Origin of the sequence: Streptomyces sp. NPDC032198 (genome assembly GCF_040636975.1) — a bacterium.
GTDB lineage: Bacteria > Actinomycetota > Actinomycetes > Streptomycetales > Streptomycetaceae > Streptomyces.
In genome coordinates, this window is the sequence record NZ_JBEZVL010000005.1 from 39,611 (window position 1) to 54,409 (window position 14,799).

The window sequence follows — 14,799 nt, forward strand, 5'->3', positions numbered from 1 at the left end:
GTCAGGACTCCGTCCGGTACATCAGATCCGTCTCGTGCGTGACGAACCCGAGCCGTTCGTAGACGCTCACCGCCGCCTTGTTGTCCGCGTCCACGTACAGCATCGCGGTCGGCAGGCCCGCACCCGCCAGGTGGTTCAGGCCGATGGTCGTGAGCGCCTTGCCGAGGCCGCCGCCCTGCGCGCCGGACCGCACCCCCAGGACGTACACCTCGCCGAGGCCCTCGTCCGCGTGCACCTTGGTCCAGTGGAAGCCGACCAGCTCGCCGTCCTTCTCGGCCAGGAAGAAGCCCGCCGGGTCGAACCACGGCTCGGCCTTGCGGTCGTCCAGGTCGCGCTGGGTGAGGGAGCCCTGCTCGGGGTGGTGGGCGAAGGCGTCGGCGTTCACCGCGAGCCAGGCCGCGTCGTCCTGGCCGGGGACGAAGGCACGTACGGAGACGCCCGGCGGGAGCACCGGCTCGGGCAGGTCCAGGTCCGCCAACGAGCGCCGCATCTGCCGCAGTTCACGGAAGAGGGTGAGCCCCAGCACCTGCGCGAGGTGGCGAGCCGCCGAGTGACCGCCGTGCGCCCAGATCCGCAGCCGCCGGCCGGACTCGGCGAGCAGCGCGGTGCCGAGCGCCCTGCCGTGCCCGCGGCCACGGTGCGCCGGATGCACGACCAGCTCGGCGGCGGGCGCCTCGATGGGGTCGGTGTCCTCCAGCTGCGCGTACCCGACGAGCTCGTCGCCGAGGCCGAGCAGCAGATGCCGCACCCCTGCCCGTGCCCCGCCCCGCAGCTGGAGCCGCCCCTGCTCGGACACGGCCTGCTGGCCGTCCGCGCGGGCCGCTTCCGCGATGAGCCCGAGCACGGCGTCGGCCTGGTCGGAGGTGAGGGTGGCGACCGTGTCGATCTGCCGCAGGGTGGCGGGAGGCTGCTGCTCGTCAGTCATGGAGTCGAGGGTACGGCGACGACCGGTCGAGCAGCAGATCACGGGCGTACTCGCGGACCGCGGGCCAGGGCACGACGGCGTGCGCGCACACCTGCATCCCGCGTCCCTCTACGTCTCTCTACGCGTCTCTCCGCACTGTCACGCTTGTCCGAAGTATCCGCAACGCCCCTGGCGGCAACCACCTCGTAACCCGTAACCCCCTGTCGCGCTACGCGCGTTGACCTTAGGCTGCGCGGAGTTTCACGCCCTCAGTCGTCCCATACCTCTCCCAGGGGGATCCGTGCCAGCCACACCTCAGCCGCGTCGGACCAGACGCCGCGCCACCCGCGTGCTCGCCGCCGCGGCCGGTCTCGCCACGATCGGTGCGCTGGCCGCCGCGCTGCCCGCGAGTGCCGGGCAGGACACGGCGGGAGGGGCGAGCGCGGCGGGCAAGAAGCGGACCGTCGACGTGCAGCTGCTGTCCTTCAACGACTTCCACGGCAATCTCCAGCCGCCGGCGGGATCGTCGGGCCAGGTGACGGAGAAGCAGCCCGACGGGTCCGAGAAGAAGATCGACGCGGGCGGTGCCGAGTACCTCGCCACGTCGCTCCGTACGGCCCGCAAGGGGAAGCCGTACAGCGTCACGGCCGCGGCCGGTGACCTCATCGGCGCGAGCCCGCTCCTGTCGGGCCTCTTCCACGACGAGCCGACCGTCGAGGCCATGAACAAGCTGGGCCTCGACGTCACCAGCGTCGGGAACCACGAGTTCGACGAGGGGGCCAAGGAGCTGGCCCGCATGCAGAAGGGCGGCTGTCACCCCAAGGACGGCTGCTTCGAGAAGGGCAAGAAGTTCAAGGGGGCCGACTACCCCTACCTCGCGGCGAACGTGACCGACGAGAAGACGGACAAGCCCATCCTCGAGCCGTACTGGGTGTGGAAGCACAAGGGCGTCAAGGTCGGCTTCATCGGCGTGACGCTGGAGGGGACGCCGGACATCGTCTCGGCGGACGGTGTCAAGGGGCTCAAGTTCCACGACGAGATCGAGACGGTCAACAAGTACGCCAAGATCCTCGACAAGCAGGGCGTGAAGTCGATCGTCACGCTCATCCACGAGGGCGGCGCCCCCGCGTCGCAGGCGTACAACTACAACTGTGACTCCCCGGGCGCGGGCGACGGCATCTCCGGCCCGATCACCACCATCGCCAAGGGCATCACGCCCAAGGTCGACGCCCTGGTCACCGGGCACACGCACGCCGCGTACGTGTGCAGCATCCCCGACCCGTCGGGCAAGGCCCGCATGGTCACGTCGGCCTCGTCCTTCGGGAAGCTCTACACGGACACGACGCTCACGTACGACCGCAGGACGAAGGACATCGTCCGTACGTCAGTGAAGTCGGCGAAGTCGGCCAACCACGTCGTCAGCCGGGAGCAGGCGAAGGCCCCCGACATGACCTCGCTCATCGCGCGCTGGGACAAGCTGGCCGCGCCGGTCGCCAACCAGCCCGTCGGGTTCATCTCCGGCGACATCCCGGGCCGTGGCGCCACCACCCCCGAGGCGCCGCTCGGCGACCTGATCGCGGACGCGCAGCTCGCGCACGGCAAGGCGCTCGACCCGGAGACGGATCTGGCGCTGATGAACCCCGGCGGCATCCGCTCCGACCTCGTCCACAAGGCGAGCGGCAGCGAGGGTGACGGGACGGTGACGTACGGCGAGGGCTTCACCGTCCAGCCGTTCAGCAACACGGTCAATCTCGTCGATCTGACCGGCGCGCAGGTGATCACCGGGCTGAAGCAGCAGGTGAGCGGGTCGAACGCGGCATCTCCGAAGATCCTGCAGATCTCGGACGGCCTGACGTACACGCTCGACATGACGAAGTCCGGAGCTGACCGCGTCGTCACCGACTCGATCAAGCTGGACGGCAAGGCACTCGACCCGAACGCCACGTACCGTGTGGCCATGAACTCCTTCCTCGCGGGCGGCGGCGACGGCTTCGCCGAGCTCGGCAAGGGCACGAAGCCGCTGGTCGGCAGCGATGACCTGAAGGCGTTCAACGAGTACCTGACCGCCAACTCCTCGGCGGACAAGCCGATCGCGCCGCCGAAGGCGGACAGGATCACCATCGTGAAGTGAATGACGCGTTAACAGTCGCGCTCAGAAGGCGGCTGAAATCGGTGGTTACCGGGCGCAAGGCTTGGGGTGGGGTGTGAACGTATGGTGAAATCAGCTGATGCGTTCCCCCCACCGCATAGCCACGCTTCCGCCCGATCACAACCAGGCCTATCCGTCTGATGGTTGGCACGCCGAATCGGTTCCCCCAGAAGCAGCTCGCGAGGCGGTAGAGACCACCGCGCCGCTCAATCCGTACGACGAGCTCGGCGCCCTCGCCCCGAACCCGCTGGAAGAGTTCCTCCACGACACGAGTGACGGTGACGAAGCCGGCGAAGCCGACAAGTCGGACGCCCCGTGGCAGCCCCCGAACCACCGACGCGGCAGCCGGGGCCGCGGCGGCAGCCGCAGCCGCCGCCGCAACCGGTTCGCCGGGCTCCCGCTCGCCGCGAAGGCCGTCGTCGCCCTCGTCGTCCTCGCCGCCTTCCTCGCGCTCGGTGACCGCTGGGCCCTGCTCTACGCCGAGCACGAGGCCGCGGAGAAGCTCAAGGACTCCATGCACCTGAGCGCCGCTCCCGAGGTCGACATCGAGGGCTTCCCCTTCCTGACCCAGGTCCTCGACCAGCGCGTGGACAAGGTCAAGGTCACCGTCCCGGACGTCGCCGCCGACCGGATCTCGCTCGCCCAGGTCTCCGCCACCGCCACGGACGTGACGATCACCGGCGACGGTCCCACCGACATCAAGGGCGCCCTCATCCGTGAGATGGAGGGCGAGGTGCTGCTCTCCTTCGACGACCTGAACCGTGAACTGGGCGCGTCCCAGGTCACGTTCAGCGGCCACGGCCACGACCAGGTCCTCGCGCGCGGCACGCTGCCCGTCGCGGGCCACGACCTGAAGCTGCGCGCCGACGCCCGCATCGAGCGCAACGGCGACCGCGGCATCTCCACCGACATCGGCAAGATGAGCCTGCAGATCGGCGACCTGGCGACCTACCGGCCCGGCACCCGCGAGTCCGAGGGCCTGCACCTCAGCAAGGACTCCGCGGACCGTCTCGCCGAGGAGACCGCCAAGGCGAAGGCGCTGCTCTCCGTGCCGTCGATCGTCGAGCGGCTCAACGTCCCGGACTCCGTGATCAGCGGCGCCCTGAAGAGCGACAGCAAGCTGCACGACCTCGTCGGTTCGCCGCGCTTCATCAACGACGTGATGGGCCTGAACCTCATCGACGTCGCGATGGGCCACCCCGAGCTCCTGAAGAAGCTGGGCCTCGACCCGGCGCTGCTCAAGGGCCTCTCGCAGCTCACCCGCCCCGTCCTCGCCGACCGCCTCACGCTCGCCTTCCAGCTGCCGAAGCTGCCGGGCAAGGGGAACGTCTGGCTGCAGGACGTGAGCGTGCAGAAGGACGGGATCCGGGTGCGGCTCAGCGGTACGGGGCTGGGGATCGGCAAGTAGCGGTCCACCCGTAGGGGCTACGCGGCGGCGGGGGGCGGGGTCGGCGCTCCCGGCAGGCGGACCGTCGCCACGGTTCCGCCGCCCTCGGCGGGCCGGAGCGCCACCTCGCCGCCCGCCTGGTGCACGGTGCGGGCCACGATGGACAGGCCGAGGCCCGATCCGGGGAGACTGCGGGCCGACGGGGAACGCCAGAAGCGGTCGAAGACGTGCGGGAGTTCCTCGGTGGGGATGCCGGGGCCGTGATCGCGGACGGTCAGCGCGCCGTCCTTCAGGGCCACCTCGACGGTGGAGCCGGGTGGCCCGAACTTCACCGCGTTGTCCAGGATGTTCACGATGGCCCGCTCCAGGGCCGGGGGCTCGGCGCGTACGAACCAGGGGGCGAGGTCCGCCTCGAAGGTCAGCTCGGGCCCGCGCAGGCGTGCGCGCTCCAGGGCGGCGTCCACGATGTCGTGCAGGGGGACGACCTGCACCTTTCCGCCCTGCTCGGTGTCCGTGCGGGACAGCTCCTGCAAGTCGCCGATCAGCGCGGCCAGTTCGGTCATCTGCGCGGTGACGGAGGCGAGCAGGGCCTTGCGGTCGTCCGGCGGGATGGCGCGTCCGGTCTCCTCGCTGCGGGCGAGCAGCTCGATGTTCGTGCGCAGTGAGGTGAGGGGGGTGCGCAGCTCGTGGCCCGCGTCGGCGATGAGCTGCTGCTGGAGGTCGCGGGACGAGGCGAGCGAGGCGGTCATGGAGTTGAAGGAGCGGGAGAGCCTGGCGATCTCGTCGTCGCCCTCGGCGGGGATGCGGAGGTCGAGGTCCTCGGTGCGGGCCACGTGCTCGACGGCAGCGGTCAGCTCGTCGACCGGGCGAAGCCCGGTGCGGGCCACCCAGAGGCCGGCGGCGCCGGCTCCGATGACGCCGACCCCCGCCACCGCGGCGAGCAGCAGGGCGAGCTTGTTCAGGGGGGTGTCGATCTCGGAGAGGGGCCGGGACAGGGACACGGCCAGACCGGTGTCCGGGTCCAACTGCGTCAGCACGCGCACCGACGCGCCGCTCTCGGTCCTGCCGTCGCGCAGGGTGGGGGTGCGGGCGTGCCGCGCCACTTGCAGGTCCGACTCGGTGACCACCACGGGTGTGGAGCCACGCCCCACGCAGCGCGTGCCGTCCGGGTCGATCACCTGCACGAAGACGGTGGTGGTGCCGGGGGCCGTCTCGCCGTTCGGGGAGGTGCCCGTGTCACGGCAGTTGGCCGTCGTCTCCAGGAGGTAGCCGCGGCCTACGTTGAGGCTGCGCAGCGAGTCGTCCATCTGGTCCCGCAGCTGTGCGCGGGTCAGGAGCCAGCACGAGACCGCGACGGCGGCCACGGCCAGGGCCACCGCGCAGGTCACGAGCAACGCCAGGCGCGAGCGGAGCGGCATGTCCCGGTACCGGAGGATCAGCCTCTTCACTCGCCGCCCCCGCCCGAACCGGGCCGCAGCACATAGCCGACCCCCCGCACCGTATGTACGAGGCGAGGCTCGCCCCCTGCCTCCGTCTTGCGGCGCAGGTACATCACGTACACGTCCAGGGAGTTGGAGGACGGCTCGAAGTCGAAGCCCCAGACCGCCTTCAGGATCTGCTCCCGCGTGAGGACCTGGCGCGGGTGCGCGAGGAACATCTCCAGGAGGGTGAACTCCGTGCGGGTGAGCTCCACCGTGCGCGCTCCCCGGGTGACCTCGCGCGTCGCGAGGTCCATCCGCAGGTCGGCGAAGGCGAGCGTGTCGCCCTCCTCGGCCCGGCCCGCCCCGGCGGCGTACGAACTGCGGCGCAGCAAAGCCCTGATGCGGGCGAAGAGTTCGTCCAGCTCGAACGGCTTGACCAGGTAGTCGTCGGCGCCCGCGTCCAGGCCCGTGACGCGGTCGCCGACCGTGTCCCGCGCGGTGAGCATCAGGATGGGCGTCAGGGAGCCCGTCGCGCGGAGCCGGCGGGCGGCGGTGAGGCCGTCCATGCGGGGCATCTGGATGTCGAGCACGACCAGGTCGGGGCGGTAGGCGGCGGCCTTCTCCAGGGCGTCGGCGCCGTCGACGGCGACCTCCGTGCCGTACCCCTCGAAGGCGAGACTGCGCTGCAGCGCCTCCCGCACGGCGGGCTCGTCGTCGACGATCAGGATGCGCTGCTGCTGCTCGCCTTCGGCGGGGCTCATCGGCTTGTGACTTCCTCGAGTACGGGTCCGGTCGCGCGTCGGAGTGCGGGCCGGACGGGGCCGGTATCAGCCTCGCACGCGGGCGCGGGGCTTGCGGCGTGCGGCGGGCCGGGACGCTGCCTGGGCCGTGGCCACTTCGGGGGCGCGGGCCGCGGTGGCACCGTGCAGTTCCCCGGCCACGGCGAGGGGGAGGCCGAGCCCCGCCGGATCGGTGTCGGGCGGGCTGCCCCAGCCGATGGTGACGGCGAGCGCGTGCCGGGCGCGGTTGACGGTGATCAGGGGTCCGGGCATGGCGGCCTCCAGGTGCTCCGGGGGAGGGGGCGGGGTCAGTTGGTCGAGCCGGCCCGCAGCGTGTCGAGGTCGGCCTTGACCGTGTTGATCGGTATGGCGAAACCGAGGCCGACGCTGCCGGACGAGCTCGCCTGGGCGCCGCTCTGCGACGATGAACTGGGCGAGTACATCGCGGAGTTGATGCCGATGATGTTGCCGTTCATGTCGATGAGCGCGCCGCCGGAGTTCCCGGGGTTGAGCGAGGCGTCGGTCTGCAGGGCCTTGTACGTGGTCTTCGACGACCCGGTGTCGCCGTTGAACTGCTCGCCGCCGTACTCGAAGGGCCAGTTGCCGCCGCCCTGCTGCTGTTGCTGCTGGCCCTGGTCCTCGTCCGTCGAGACGGTGACGTCGCGGTCGAGGGCGGAGACGATGCCGCTGGTGACGGTGCCGGTCAGGCCCTCGGGGGAGCCGATCGCCACGACGTCGTCGCCGATCTTCACGTTGTCGGAGTTGCCGAGGCTCGCGGGCTTCAGCCCGGAGGCGCCCTGGAGCTTGATCAGCGCCAGGTCCTTCTTGCTGTCGGTGCCGACGACCTTGGCGGTGTACGTCTTGCCGTCGTTCGTCTTCACCTTGACGGAGGAGGCGCCGGAGATCACGTGGTTGTTGGTGACGATCTCGCCGTCCTCCGTGACGATCACGCCGGAGCCGGTGGCCTCACCGGCGCTGGACTTCGCGCTGATCTCCACGATGCTGGGGCTGACCGCCTCGGCGACGCCGGAGACGGTGCCCTTCTTGCTGGTGGGCACGACGTTCGTCTGGGGGGCGCTGCTCGACGTGCCGTCCTTGCCGGTCAGCTCCTGGAAGGCGTACGCGGTGCCGCCGCCGACGGCCGCCGCCGCGATGGCCACGGCGGCGAGGAGAGCGAGGGGGCCCTTGGCCCGCCGGCGCGGAGGCCTCGGCGGCTCTTCCGGTGCGAAAGCGGGCGGGGGCGGGTACGCGCCCTGCGTACCGCCATGGTGCACAGGCGCTGACGACTGCTGCTGGGGGTACTCGCCGCTGTGGCGGAAGGTCTCGGTCATGGGTTCTAGGCTGCTCGGCGTTCATGAGAGGCGGCTGAGTACGCCCTGAGAACACCGGTAGAACCTCGTATGCCCCATATAAAGCCTGCCCGAGGGGGCGGTACTTCAGCTGCAGCCGCAGGACTGCCGGACCACGAGGCGGGACGGGAACAGCTTCAGCCGCTCCCGGCGCGAACCGGCGACCCGGAGGCCGTCGTCCAGGACGAGATCGACCGCCGCCCGCGCCATGGCGGGCCGGTCCGATGCCACCGTCGTCAGCGGCGGATCCGTCAGACCCGCCTCCTTCACGTCGTCGAAGCCGGCGACGGCGAGCTGGTCCGGCACATCGATCCGCAGCTCTCGCGCGGCCCGGAGGATGCCGATCGCCTGGTCATCGGTGGAGCAGAAGATCGCCGTCGGTCGATTCGGCCTCGCCAGCAGCTCAAGCGCCATCTGATACGCGTCATAGCGGTTGTACGGGGCTTCGAAGAGCCGCCCCTCCACCGAGCGCCCGGCCTCCTGCATGGCCCGCCGCCAGCCCTCGACGTGATCGGAGACGGGGTCGCCGACGGTCGGGGTCTCGGCGGTGCCGCCGACGCACGCCACGTACTCATGGCCGTGTTCGAGGAGGTGCCGGGTGGCGAGCTGCGCGCCGCCGAGGTCGTCCGTGACGACGGCGACGTCGTCGATCGCCTCGGGCCGCTCGTGAAGCAGCACGACCCGCGCGTCCCACGCGTCGATCTCGGCGGCGGCCGAATCCGTCAGACCGTGGCTGACGAGGATGAGCCCGGAGACCCGCATGCCGAGGAAGGCCCGCAGATAGTGGGCCTCGCGCTCGTCCACGTAGTCCGTGTTGCCGACGAGCACCATCTTTCCGCGCTCGGAGGCCGCCTGTTCCACGGCGTGCGTCATCTCCGCGAAGAACGGCTGGCGCGCGTCGGGCACGATCATGCCTATGAGGTCGGTCCGCCGCGACGCCATGGCCTGGGCGACCCGGTCGGGCCGGTACCCCAGCTCTTTGATCGCGGCGAGTACACGCTCGCGCGTGGCCGGGGCAACCGGCCGGGGTCCGTTGTTGATGACATAGCTGACGACGGCGGTGGAAGTACCCGCAAGTCGCGCCACGTCATCCCGAGTCACCTTGGCCACGCGCGGAGTCTACGCGGATGGAACTACCGCTGGGCAGGGCGTACGGCAGCTTCCTTCGGTGCGGAGTCCGGGGCGGACTCCGGCGCGGGCGCGGCGGGTGCCGGCTGCCGCGTCGGGATCGCCCGGTGCTCGCCTTCGGCGGGCGGAGTCGCCGCCTTGGCCTTCGCTTCGTCGGCCGCGCGTTCGACCTTTTCAGGGGTCACGAAGCGATAGCCGACATTGCGGACGGTGCCGATCAGCGACTCGTGCTCGACGCCGAGCTTCGCGCGCAGCCGCCGTACGTGGACGTCGACCGTGCGTGTGCCGCCGAAGTAGTCGTAGCCCCAGACCTCCTGGAGCAGCTGGGCCCGCGTGAAGACACGCCCGGGGTGCTGTGCCAGGTACTTGATCAGTTCGAACTCCTTGAAGGTCAGGTCCAGGACCCGGCCCTTCAGCTTCGCGCTGTACGTCGCCTCGTCCACGGAGAGATCGCCGTTGCGGATCTCCATGGGGGAGTCGTCGGAGGTGATCTGCTGGCGGCCCATCGCGAGCCGGAGCCGCGCCTCGACCTCGGCCGGGCCCGCGGTGTCGAGAAGTACGTCGTCGATGCCCCAGTCGGCGGTGACGGCCGCGAGGCCGCCCTCCGTGACGACGAGCACGAGCGGACAGCCGGGCCCCGTGGAGCGAAGGAGCTGGCAGAGGCTGCGGACCTGTGGGAGGTCACGGCGGCCGTCGATCAGAATGACGTCGGCACCAGGGGTGTCGACGAGGGCCGGGCCTTCGGCGGGGGCCACCCGCACGTTGTGCAGCAGCAGGCCGAGAGCGGGGAGCACCTCCGTCGACGGCTGAAGAGCATTGGTGAGGAGCAGCAGAGAACTCATCGCCGCCCACCTGCCTGGGTCGTCCTACGGTCGTGCACGTTTCGCTCGCCCATAACGTCGGTTCCTCCTCGGTCCCTGCGAGGACGTTTACGGCACTGCTTCGTACTGGTACTGCTGATCACTGAGTCGGGGAGCCCGCGCCCTGGGCTCTCCACGTGCGGTTTCCGCGGCTTCGTGACGACCGATACGGCTGGTCGCGCGCCGAGCCCCAGAAAGCACGAAAGGACCCGGGGGCTTCGCTGCCCGGATCCTCTGCCAAGGAGAATAGCCCACATGACTTCCGGTCCGGCAGGCCACGAGGCGGGAACTTCTGTGCCGCCGATCACTCGCACTCCGCCCCGCGTTCAACGCCGCGTAACGCTCCGTACGCACGACGGAGTCGCGATCGAGGCGGAGTACGAGCCCGGTCCCGACCCGGCGGGCGAGCTCGTGATCGTGCTCGCGCACGGCTTCACGGGCGGCATCGACCGGCCGCACGTGCGCCGTGCCGCGGGCGTCTTCGCGCAGCGTGCGGCCGTGATCACGTTCTCCTTCCGGGGGCACGGCGGGTCCGGCGGGCTCTCCACGGTCGGTGACCGCGAGGTGCTCGATCTGGCGGCCGCGGTGGAGTGGGCGCGGTCCCTCGGGCATGCACGCGTGGTGACCGTTGGCTTCTCGATGGGCGGTTCCGTGGTGCTCCGGCACGCGGCGCTCGCGGGTACCGCGCATGGGGGGCGCACGGAAGCGCGCGTTGACGCGGTGGTCGCGGTGAGCGCTCCGGCCCGTTGGTTCTACCGGGGGACGGCGCCGATGCGGCGGCTGCACTGGGTGGTGACGCGGCCCCTGGGGCGCGTGGTGGGCCGCCTCGGCCTGCACACGCGCATCCACCCGCACGAGTGGGACCCGGTGCCGCTCTCGCCGGTGGAGTCGGTCCCGCTGATCGCGCCCACGCCGCTGCTGATCGTGCACGGGGACCGGGACCCGTACTTCCCCGTGGACCACCCCCGGATGCTGGCCGCCGCGGCGCGGGGCGGGGCGGAGCTGTGGCTGGAGGCGGGCATGGGGCACGCGGAGAACGCGGCGGACGACGCCCTGCTCGGTCGGATCGCCGAGTGGGCCACGGCATCATGGACGTCGGCAACCGCCGAGAGAGAGGAGCTGCCATGGTGAACGGCACCATTCGTTACTGGGCCGCGGCCAAAGCAGCCGCAGGCGTCGCGGAGGAGCCGTACGCCGCTTCGACGCTGGCCGAGGCGTTGGACGCGGCGCGCGAGCGACACCCCGGTGAGCTGGTCCAGGTACTGCGGCGATGCTCGTTCCTCATCGACGGTGACCCCGTGGGTACCCGCGGGCATGAGACGGTACGGCTGGCCGAGGGCGGCACGGTCGAGGTGCTCCCGCCGTTCGCAGGAGGGTGAGCAGCGCTATGAGCGATCCGCGATATGAGGGGTACGGGGACTACGACCCCTACCGGGGGGAGTATCCGCCTGCCGAGCCGCAGGCCTACCCGCCCGAGCAGCAGCAGGGCTATCCGCCGGAGCAGCAGGCCTACTCCGGCGAGCAGTACGCCCAGCAGCAGTACCTCGCTTCTCAGCAACAGCAGCAACAGCAGCAGCAGTCGTACGTGCAGCAGCAGCCGTATGCCCCCCAGGACTCGTACACCCAGCAGTGGGAGGGGCAGACCTGGGATACGCAGATCCAGCCTTCCCCCGTGGTGGACGTGACGGAGACGGCCTATCTGCCGCCGCAGGGGTACGACTCGACGCCTGCTCAGCCCGCCAAGCCCGGACCGTCCCAGCCCGCGGGTCACCTGCCCATGGCGGAAGACGGGACCGCGCCCGAGCCCGCACCGGACTCCGCCACCTACGGCCCCGCCACCACCACCGGCAACCCCCGGGTCACCGACGCCCAGCGTGCCCGGGCCGAGGGGCGGTCGCCGGTCATAGAGCCGGGGATCCAGCCCGCCGCGCTGACCGCGGTCCTGGGGCTGCTGCTCGCCGGGACCGCGGCGATCGGGCAGTACGCCCTGCTCGTGCCGCTGATCCTGCTGCAGGCCGTCACCGCCGCCGGGTGGTTCCGGCTCAACGGGATGTGGCCCGCCCGGCAGGGCATCGCGCTCGCCTTCCTCGGCGGTGTCGTCGCCGACATCGCACTCCTTGTCACCGGCAAGGAGAACGCGCCCGCCGCGATCCTGGGCACCCTCGGCGTCTGGGTGCTGCTCGTCCTCGTCCTCCAGCTGCGCAGCCGCGCCTCCGCCGACGAGCGGATGGCCGGACTGATGGCGACCGTCGCCTCCGCAGCGCTCGCGATCATCGCCACCGGGTTCCTCGCGGCGTCCGAGGACGCCGTGACGGTGGGCGGCATCGCCGTCGCGGTCGCCGTGATCGCCCGCGCGCTGCCCCTGCCGACGCCCGCTTCGGTCGTCGTCGCGCTGCTCGCCGCCGCCGGAGCCGGTATCGCCGTCGGTGGTGCGACGGACTTCGGCAGCAAGGGTGCGCTGCTCGGCCTGGGGGCCGGTGTCTGCGCGCTGATCGGCCACCGGGTCGCCAGTTACGACTACCCGTCCCGCTTCGTGCACATGACGGCGGGCGTCGCCCTGCCGCTCGCCGCGGCGGCCCCGGCGGTCTACGTGCTCGGTCGTGCCATGGGCTGACCGGCACTCGCTGATCGTCACAGCTGATCGACAGGTCCCCGGCCGGGCTCTCCCGCCGGGGGCCTGTCCTTTAGGCTCGCGGCAACGACAGTCAGACGGGGGATCAAGGTGGGGGAACACCGGACATGAAGCGCTCCGTACGAATACTTCTGATCGTCCTCGTGATCCTGGGGGGTCTTTTCGTGGGCGCCGACCGCCTCGCGGTGAACTTCGCCGAGGACGAGGCGGCGGAGAAGCTGCGTACCAGCGAGGGGCTCGCCGACAAGCCCGACGTCTCCATCAAGGGCTTCCCCTTCCTGACCCAGGTCGCGGGCGGCACGCTCGACGATGTCGAGATCGGCATCAAGGACTACGACGCCACCTCCGGCTCCGACAAGATCCGCATCGCCGATCTGAACGCCCGGATGAAGGGCGTCGAGTTCTCCGGCGACTACAGCTCCGCCACCGCGGACACGGCCACCGGCACCGCCCGGATCTCGTACGACGAGCTGCTCAAGGAGGCACAGGGCGAGCCGGTCCAGCTGCCGCTGGGCGCCACCGGCAAGGTGGTCGGGCTCTCGGACGGCGGCGGAAACAAGATCAAGGTCGAGGTCGAGGTGAGCAAGGGCGGCGCCAAGCTGCCCAAGCCGGTGCACGTGCTGAGCTCGGTCCGGGTCGAGGGCGACACGATCAAGGTGAACGCCGACGAGATCCCGAAGGAGTTCGAGGTCATGGGCGTCTCGATCCCGCTCCCCGAGGGGCTCGTCCGAGATGTGACCGACTTCGAGGAGAAGGTCACAGGGCTGCCGGGCGGCATCAAGATCGACTCGGTGGAGCCGGCGCAGGACGGCGTGGACATCTCGGTCAAGGGCACGAACGTGAAGCTCGCGGGCTGAGACCGCCGGGGTACGCCGCGAACGCCGCGTACAGCCGCTTGGCGGTACGAGGTTCCGCAGTACGAGACAGAGCCGTCCGCGCGATGGATGCGGCGAGGGTGAACACGGCCCCTCGCCCCCGCGCGGGCGGCTTCTTTCTTCAACCAATCCCACATCGTGGATGATCGCGTCTCACCATCCGACACCCCGGTGACACGGCCACCCTTGCGTCCTTACGATCGGACGCATGCAGCGACAGGCGGACCTCACGAAGCGGCGGGCAGTAGACCTGTGCCGCGTCGCCGCCATGCTCTGTCGCACCTTCTGAGCGGGAGCTCCGACTCCCGCATCCCCCAGGCCCGTTGACACCGTCAGGGCCACCCCGTGCCGCGTACACCGCGCCACCGCGCGATCACAGCCCGTACGCGGCATCCCCTCGCACAGCACCGCAGCCCCGCCGTAACTGCCCCGGAGGAGAAGAAGTATGAGCCGCAGCGACGTCCTGGTAGACGCCGACTGGGTCGAGGCCCACATCGACGACCCGAAGGTTGCCATCGTCGAGGTCGACGAAGACACCTCCGCGTACGACAAGAACCACATCAAGAACGCGATCCGCATCGACTGGACCGACGACCTCCAGGACCCGGTCCGCCGCGACTTCGTCGACCAGGAGGGCTTCGAGAAGCTCCTCTCGGCCAAGGGCATCGCGAACGACACCACCGTCGTCCTCTACGGCGGCAACAACAACTGGTTCGCGTCCTACGCCTTCTGGTACTTCAAGCTCTACGGCCACCAGGACGTGAAGCTCCTCGACGGCGGCCGCAAGAAGTGGGAGCTCGACTCCCGCGACCTGGTCGACGGCTCCGAGGTCCCCAGCCGCCCCGCCACCGACTACAAGGCCAAGCCCCAGGACACCTCGATCCGCGCCTTCCGCGACGACGTCGTCAAGGCGATCGGCGCGCAGAACCTGGTCGACGTGCGCTCGCCCGACGAGTTCAGCGGCAAGCTGCTCGCCCCCGCGCACCTGCCGCAGGAGCAGTCGCAGCGTCCGGGCCACGTCCCGTCCGCGCGCAACATCCCGTGGTCGAAGAACGCCAACGACGACGGCACCTTCAAGTCGGACGACGAGCTCAAGGCCCTCTACGAGGACGAGCAGGTCGACCTCGCCAAGGACACCATCGCGTACTGCCGCATCGGTGAGCGTTCGGCCCTGACCTGGTTCGTCCTGCACGAGCTGCTCGGCCAGACCAACGTCAAGAACTACGACGGCTCCTGGACCGAGTACGGCTCCCTCGTCGGCGTGCCGATCGAGCTCGGCGCCAACAAGTAACCCTCCCCGAAGCCCGCAGTGACC

15 protein-coding genes are annotated in these 14,799 nt (G+C 70.6%); 8 read left to right on the top strand and 7 right to left on the bottom strand.

From position 1 onward, the window contains the following. Position 1: 1 nt before the first annotated feature. Positions 2–925: a mycothiol synthase gene (gene mshD, locus AB0E78_RS14165; RefSeq protein WP_361831876.1), complete on the bottom strand. Its 924-nt coding sequence runs from the start codon at positions 923–925 to the stop codon at positions 2–4. Positions 926–1,205: 280 nt separating this feature from the next. On the opposite strand from mshD, the gene AB0E78_RS14170 reads away from it, so the two are divergent. After that, positions 1,206–3,035: a bifunctional metallophosphatase/5'-nucleotidase gene (locus AB0E78_RS14170; RefSeq protein ID WP_361831878.1), complete on the top strand. Its 1,830-nt coding sequence runs from the start codon at positions 1,206–1,208 to the stop codon at positions 3,033–3,035. A 97-nt stretch (positions 3,036–3,132) separates the two neighbouring features. Further along, on the top strand, positions 3,133–4,461 hold the full coding sequence (locus AB0E78_RS14175; RefSeq protein ID WP_361831880.1) for a DUF2993 domain-containing protein: 1,329 nt from the start codon (positions 3,133–3,135) through the stop codon (positions 4,459–4,461). A 17-nt stretch (positions 4,462–4,478) separates the two neighbouring features. On the opposite strand, the gene AB0E78_RS14180 is transcribed toward AB0E78_RS14175, so the two are convergent. The 6 genes from AB0E78_RS14180 to AB0E78_RS14205 all read right to left on the bottom strand — a co-directional run bounded on the left by AB0E78_RS14180 (position 4,479) and on the right by AB0E78_RS14205 (position 9,959). After that, positions 4,479–5,858 carry a HAMP domain-containing sensor histidine kinase gene (locus AB0E78_RS14180; protein ID WP_361831882.1) on the bottom strand — a complete coding sequence of 460 codons (1,380 nt, stop codon included), beginning with the start codon at positions 5,856–5,858 and terminating at the stop codon, positions 4,479–4,481. A 26-nt stretch (positions 5,859–5,884) separates the two neighbouring features. Continuing rightward, positions 5,885–6,622 carry a response regulator transcription factor gene (locus AB0E78_RS14185; protein WP_361831884.1) on the bottom strand — a complete coding sequence of 246 codons (738 nt, stop codon included), beginning with the start codon at positions 6,620–6,622 and terminating at the stop codon, positions 5,885–5,887. A gap of 66 nt (positions 6,623–6,688) precedes the next feature. After that, on the bottom strand, positions 6,689–6,913 hold the full coding sequence (locus AB0E78_RS14190) for a hypothetical protein (protein ID WP_361831886.1): 225 nt from the start codon (positions 6,911–6,913) through the stop codon (positions 6,689–6,691). 35 nt (positions 6,914–6,948) lie between these two features. Further along, on the bottom strand, positions 6,949–7,971 hold the full coding sequence (locus AB0E78_RS14195) for a trypsin-like peptidase domain-containing protein (protein ID WP_361831888.1): 1,023 nt from the start codon (positions 7,969–7,971) through the stop codon (positions 6,949–6,951). Positions 7,972–8,076: 105 nt separating this feature from the next. Further along, positions 8,077–9,099: a LacI family DNA-binding transcriptional regulator gene (locus AB0E78_RS14200; protein WP_361831890.1), complete on the bottom strand. Its 1,023-nt coding sequence runs from the start codon at positions 9,097–9,099 to the stop codon at positions 8,077–8,079. Between the two features lie 23 nt (positions 9,100–9,122). Continuing rightward, on the bottom strand, positions 9,123–9,959 hold the full coding sequence (locus AB0E78_RS14205) for a response regulator transcription factor (RefSeq protein WP_361831892.1): 837 nt from the start codon (positions 9,957–9,959) through the stop codon (positions 9,123–9,125). Positions 9,960–10,232: 273 nt separating this feature from the next. Between AB0E78_RS14205 and AB0E78_RS14210 the strand changes: the two genes are divergently transcribed. The 6 genes from AB0E78_RS14210 (at position 10,233) to AB0E78_RS14235 (ending at position 14,775) form a co-directional block, all read left to right on the top strand. Then, a complete protein-coding gene (locus tag AB0E78_RS14210; protein WP_361831894.1) occupies positions 10,233–11,108 on the top strand; it encodes an alpha/beta fold hydrolase in 876 nt (291 codons plus the stop codon). After that, positions 11,102–11,356 carry a MoaD/ThiS family protein gene (locus tag AB0E78_RS14215; RefSeq protein WP_361831896.1) on the top strand — a complete coding sequence of 85 codons (255 nt, stop codon included), beginning with the start codon at positions 11,102–11,104 and terminating at the stop codon, positions 11,354–11,356. The genes AB0E78_RS14210 and AB0E78_RS14215 overlap by 7 nt, the downstream gene beginning before the upstream one ends. 8 nt (positions 11,357–11,364) lie before the next feature. After that, positions 11,365–12,591, top strand: coding sequence for a hypothetical protein (locus tag AB0E78_RS14220; RefSeq protein ID WP_361831898.1), 1,227 nt, complete (start codon positions 11,365–11,367; stop codon positions 12,589–12,591). A 125-nt stretch (positions 12,592–12,716) separates the two neighbouring features. Continuing rightward, positions 12,717–13,466 carry a DUF2993 domain-containing protein gene (locus AB0E78_RS14225; protein ID WP_361831900.1) on the top strand — a complete coding sequence of 250 codons (750 nt, stop codon included), beginning with the start codon at positions 12,717–12,719 and terminating at the stop codon, positions 13,464–13,466. Positions 13,467–13,692: 226 nt separating this feature from the next. Then, complete coding sequence (locus AB0E78_RS14230) at positions 13,693–13,773, top strand: putative leader peptide (protein WP_351007875.1); 81 nt, start codon at positions 13,693–13,695, stop codon at positions 13,771–13,773. A gap of 156 nt (positions 13,774–13,929) precedes the next feature. Then, entirely contained in the window at positions 13,930–14,775 is an 846-nt protein-coding gene (locus tag AB0E78_RS14235; RefSeq protein ID WP_361831902.1) for a sulfurtransferase, read from the top strand. The last annotated feature ends 24 nt before the right edge of the window (positions 14,776–14,799 follow it).

Bases quoted from the DNA above. Each gene is read 5' to 3' on its own strand.
- mshD (WP_361831876.1), bottom strand. From the start codon at position 925: ATGACTGACGAGCAGCAGCCTCCCGCCACCCTGCGGCAGATCGACACG.
- AB0E78_RS14175 (WP_361831880.1), top strand. From the start codon at position 3,133: ATGCGTTCCCCCCACCGCATAGCCACGCTTCCGCCCGATCACAACCAG.
- AB0E78_RS14180 (WP_361831882.1), bottom strand. From the start codon at position 5,858: ATGCCGCTCCGCTCGCGCCTGGCGTTGCTCGTGACCTGCGCGGTGGCC.
- AB0E78_RS14185 (WP_361831884.1), bottom strand. From the start codon at position 6,622: ATGAGCCCCGCCGAAGGCGAGCAGCAGCAGCGCATCCTGATCGTCGAC.
- AB0E78_RS14190 (WP_361831886.1), bottom strand. From the start codon at position 6,913: ATGCCCGGACCCCTGATCACCGTCAACCGCGCCCGGCACGCGCTCGCC.
- AB0E78_RS14195 (WP_361831888.1), bottom strand. From the start codon at position 7,971: ATGACCGAGACCTTCCGCCACAGCGGCGAGTACCCCCAGCAGCAGTCG.
- AB0E78_RS14205 (WP_361831892.1), bottom strand. From the start codon at position 9,959: ATGAGTTCTCTGCTGCTCCTCACCAATGCTCTTCAGCCGTCGACGGAG.
- AB0E78_RS14210 (WP_361831894.1), top strand. From the start codon at position 10,233: ATGACTTCCGGTCCGGCAGGCCACGAGGCGGGAACTTCTGTGCCGCCG.
- AB0E78_RS14215 (WP_361831896.1), top strand. From the start codon at position 11,102: ATGGTGAACGGCACCATTCGTTACTGGGCCGCGGCCAAAGCAGCCGCA.
- AB0E78_RS14220 (WP_361831898.1), top strand. From the start codon at position 11,365: ATGAGCGATCCGCGATATGAGGGGTACGGGGACTACGACCCCTACCGG.
- AB0E78_RS14225 (WP_361831900.1), top strand. From the start codon at position 12,717: ATGAAGCGCTCCGTACGAATACTTCTGATCGTCCTCGTGATCCTGGGG.
- AB0E78_RS14230 (WP_351007875.1), top strand. From the start codon at position 13,693: ATGCAGCGACAGGCGGACCTCACGAAGCGGCGGGCAGTAGACCTGTGC.
- AB0E78_RS14235 (WP_361831902.1), top strand. From the start codon at position 13,930: ATGAGCCGCAGCGACGTCCTGGTAGACGCCGACTGGGTCGAGGCCCAC.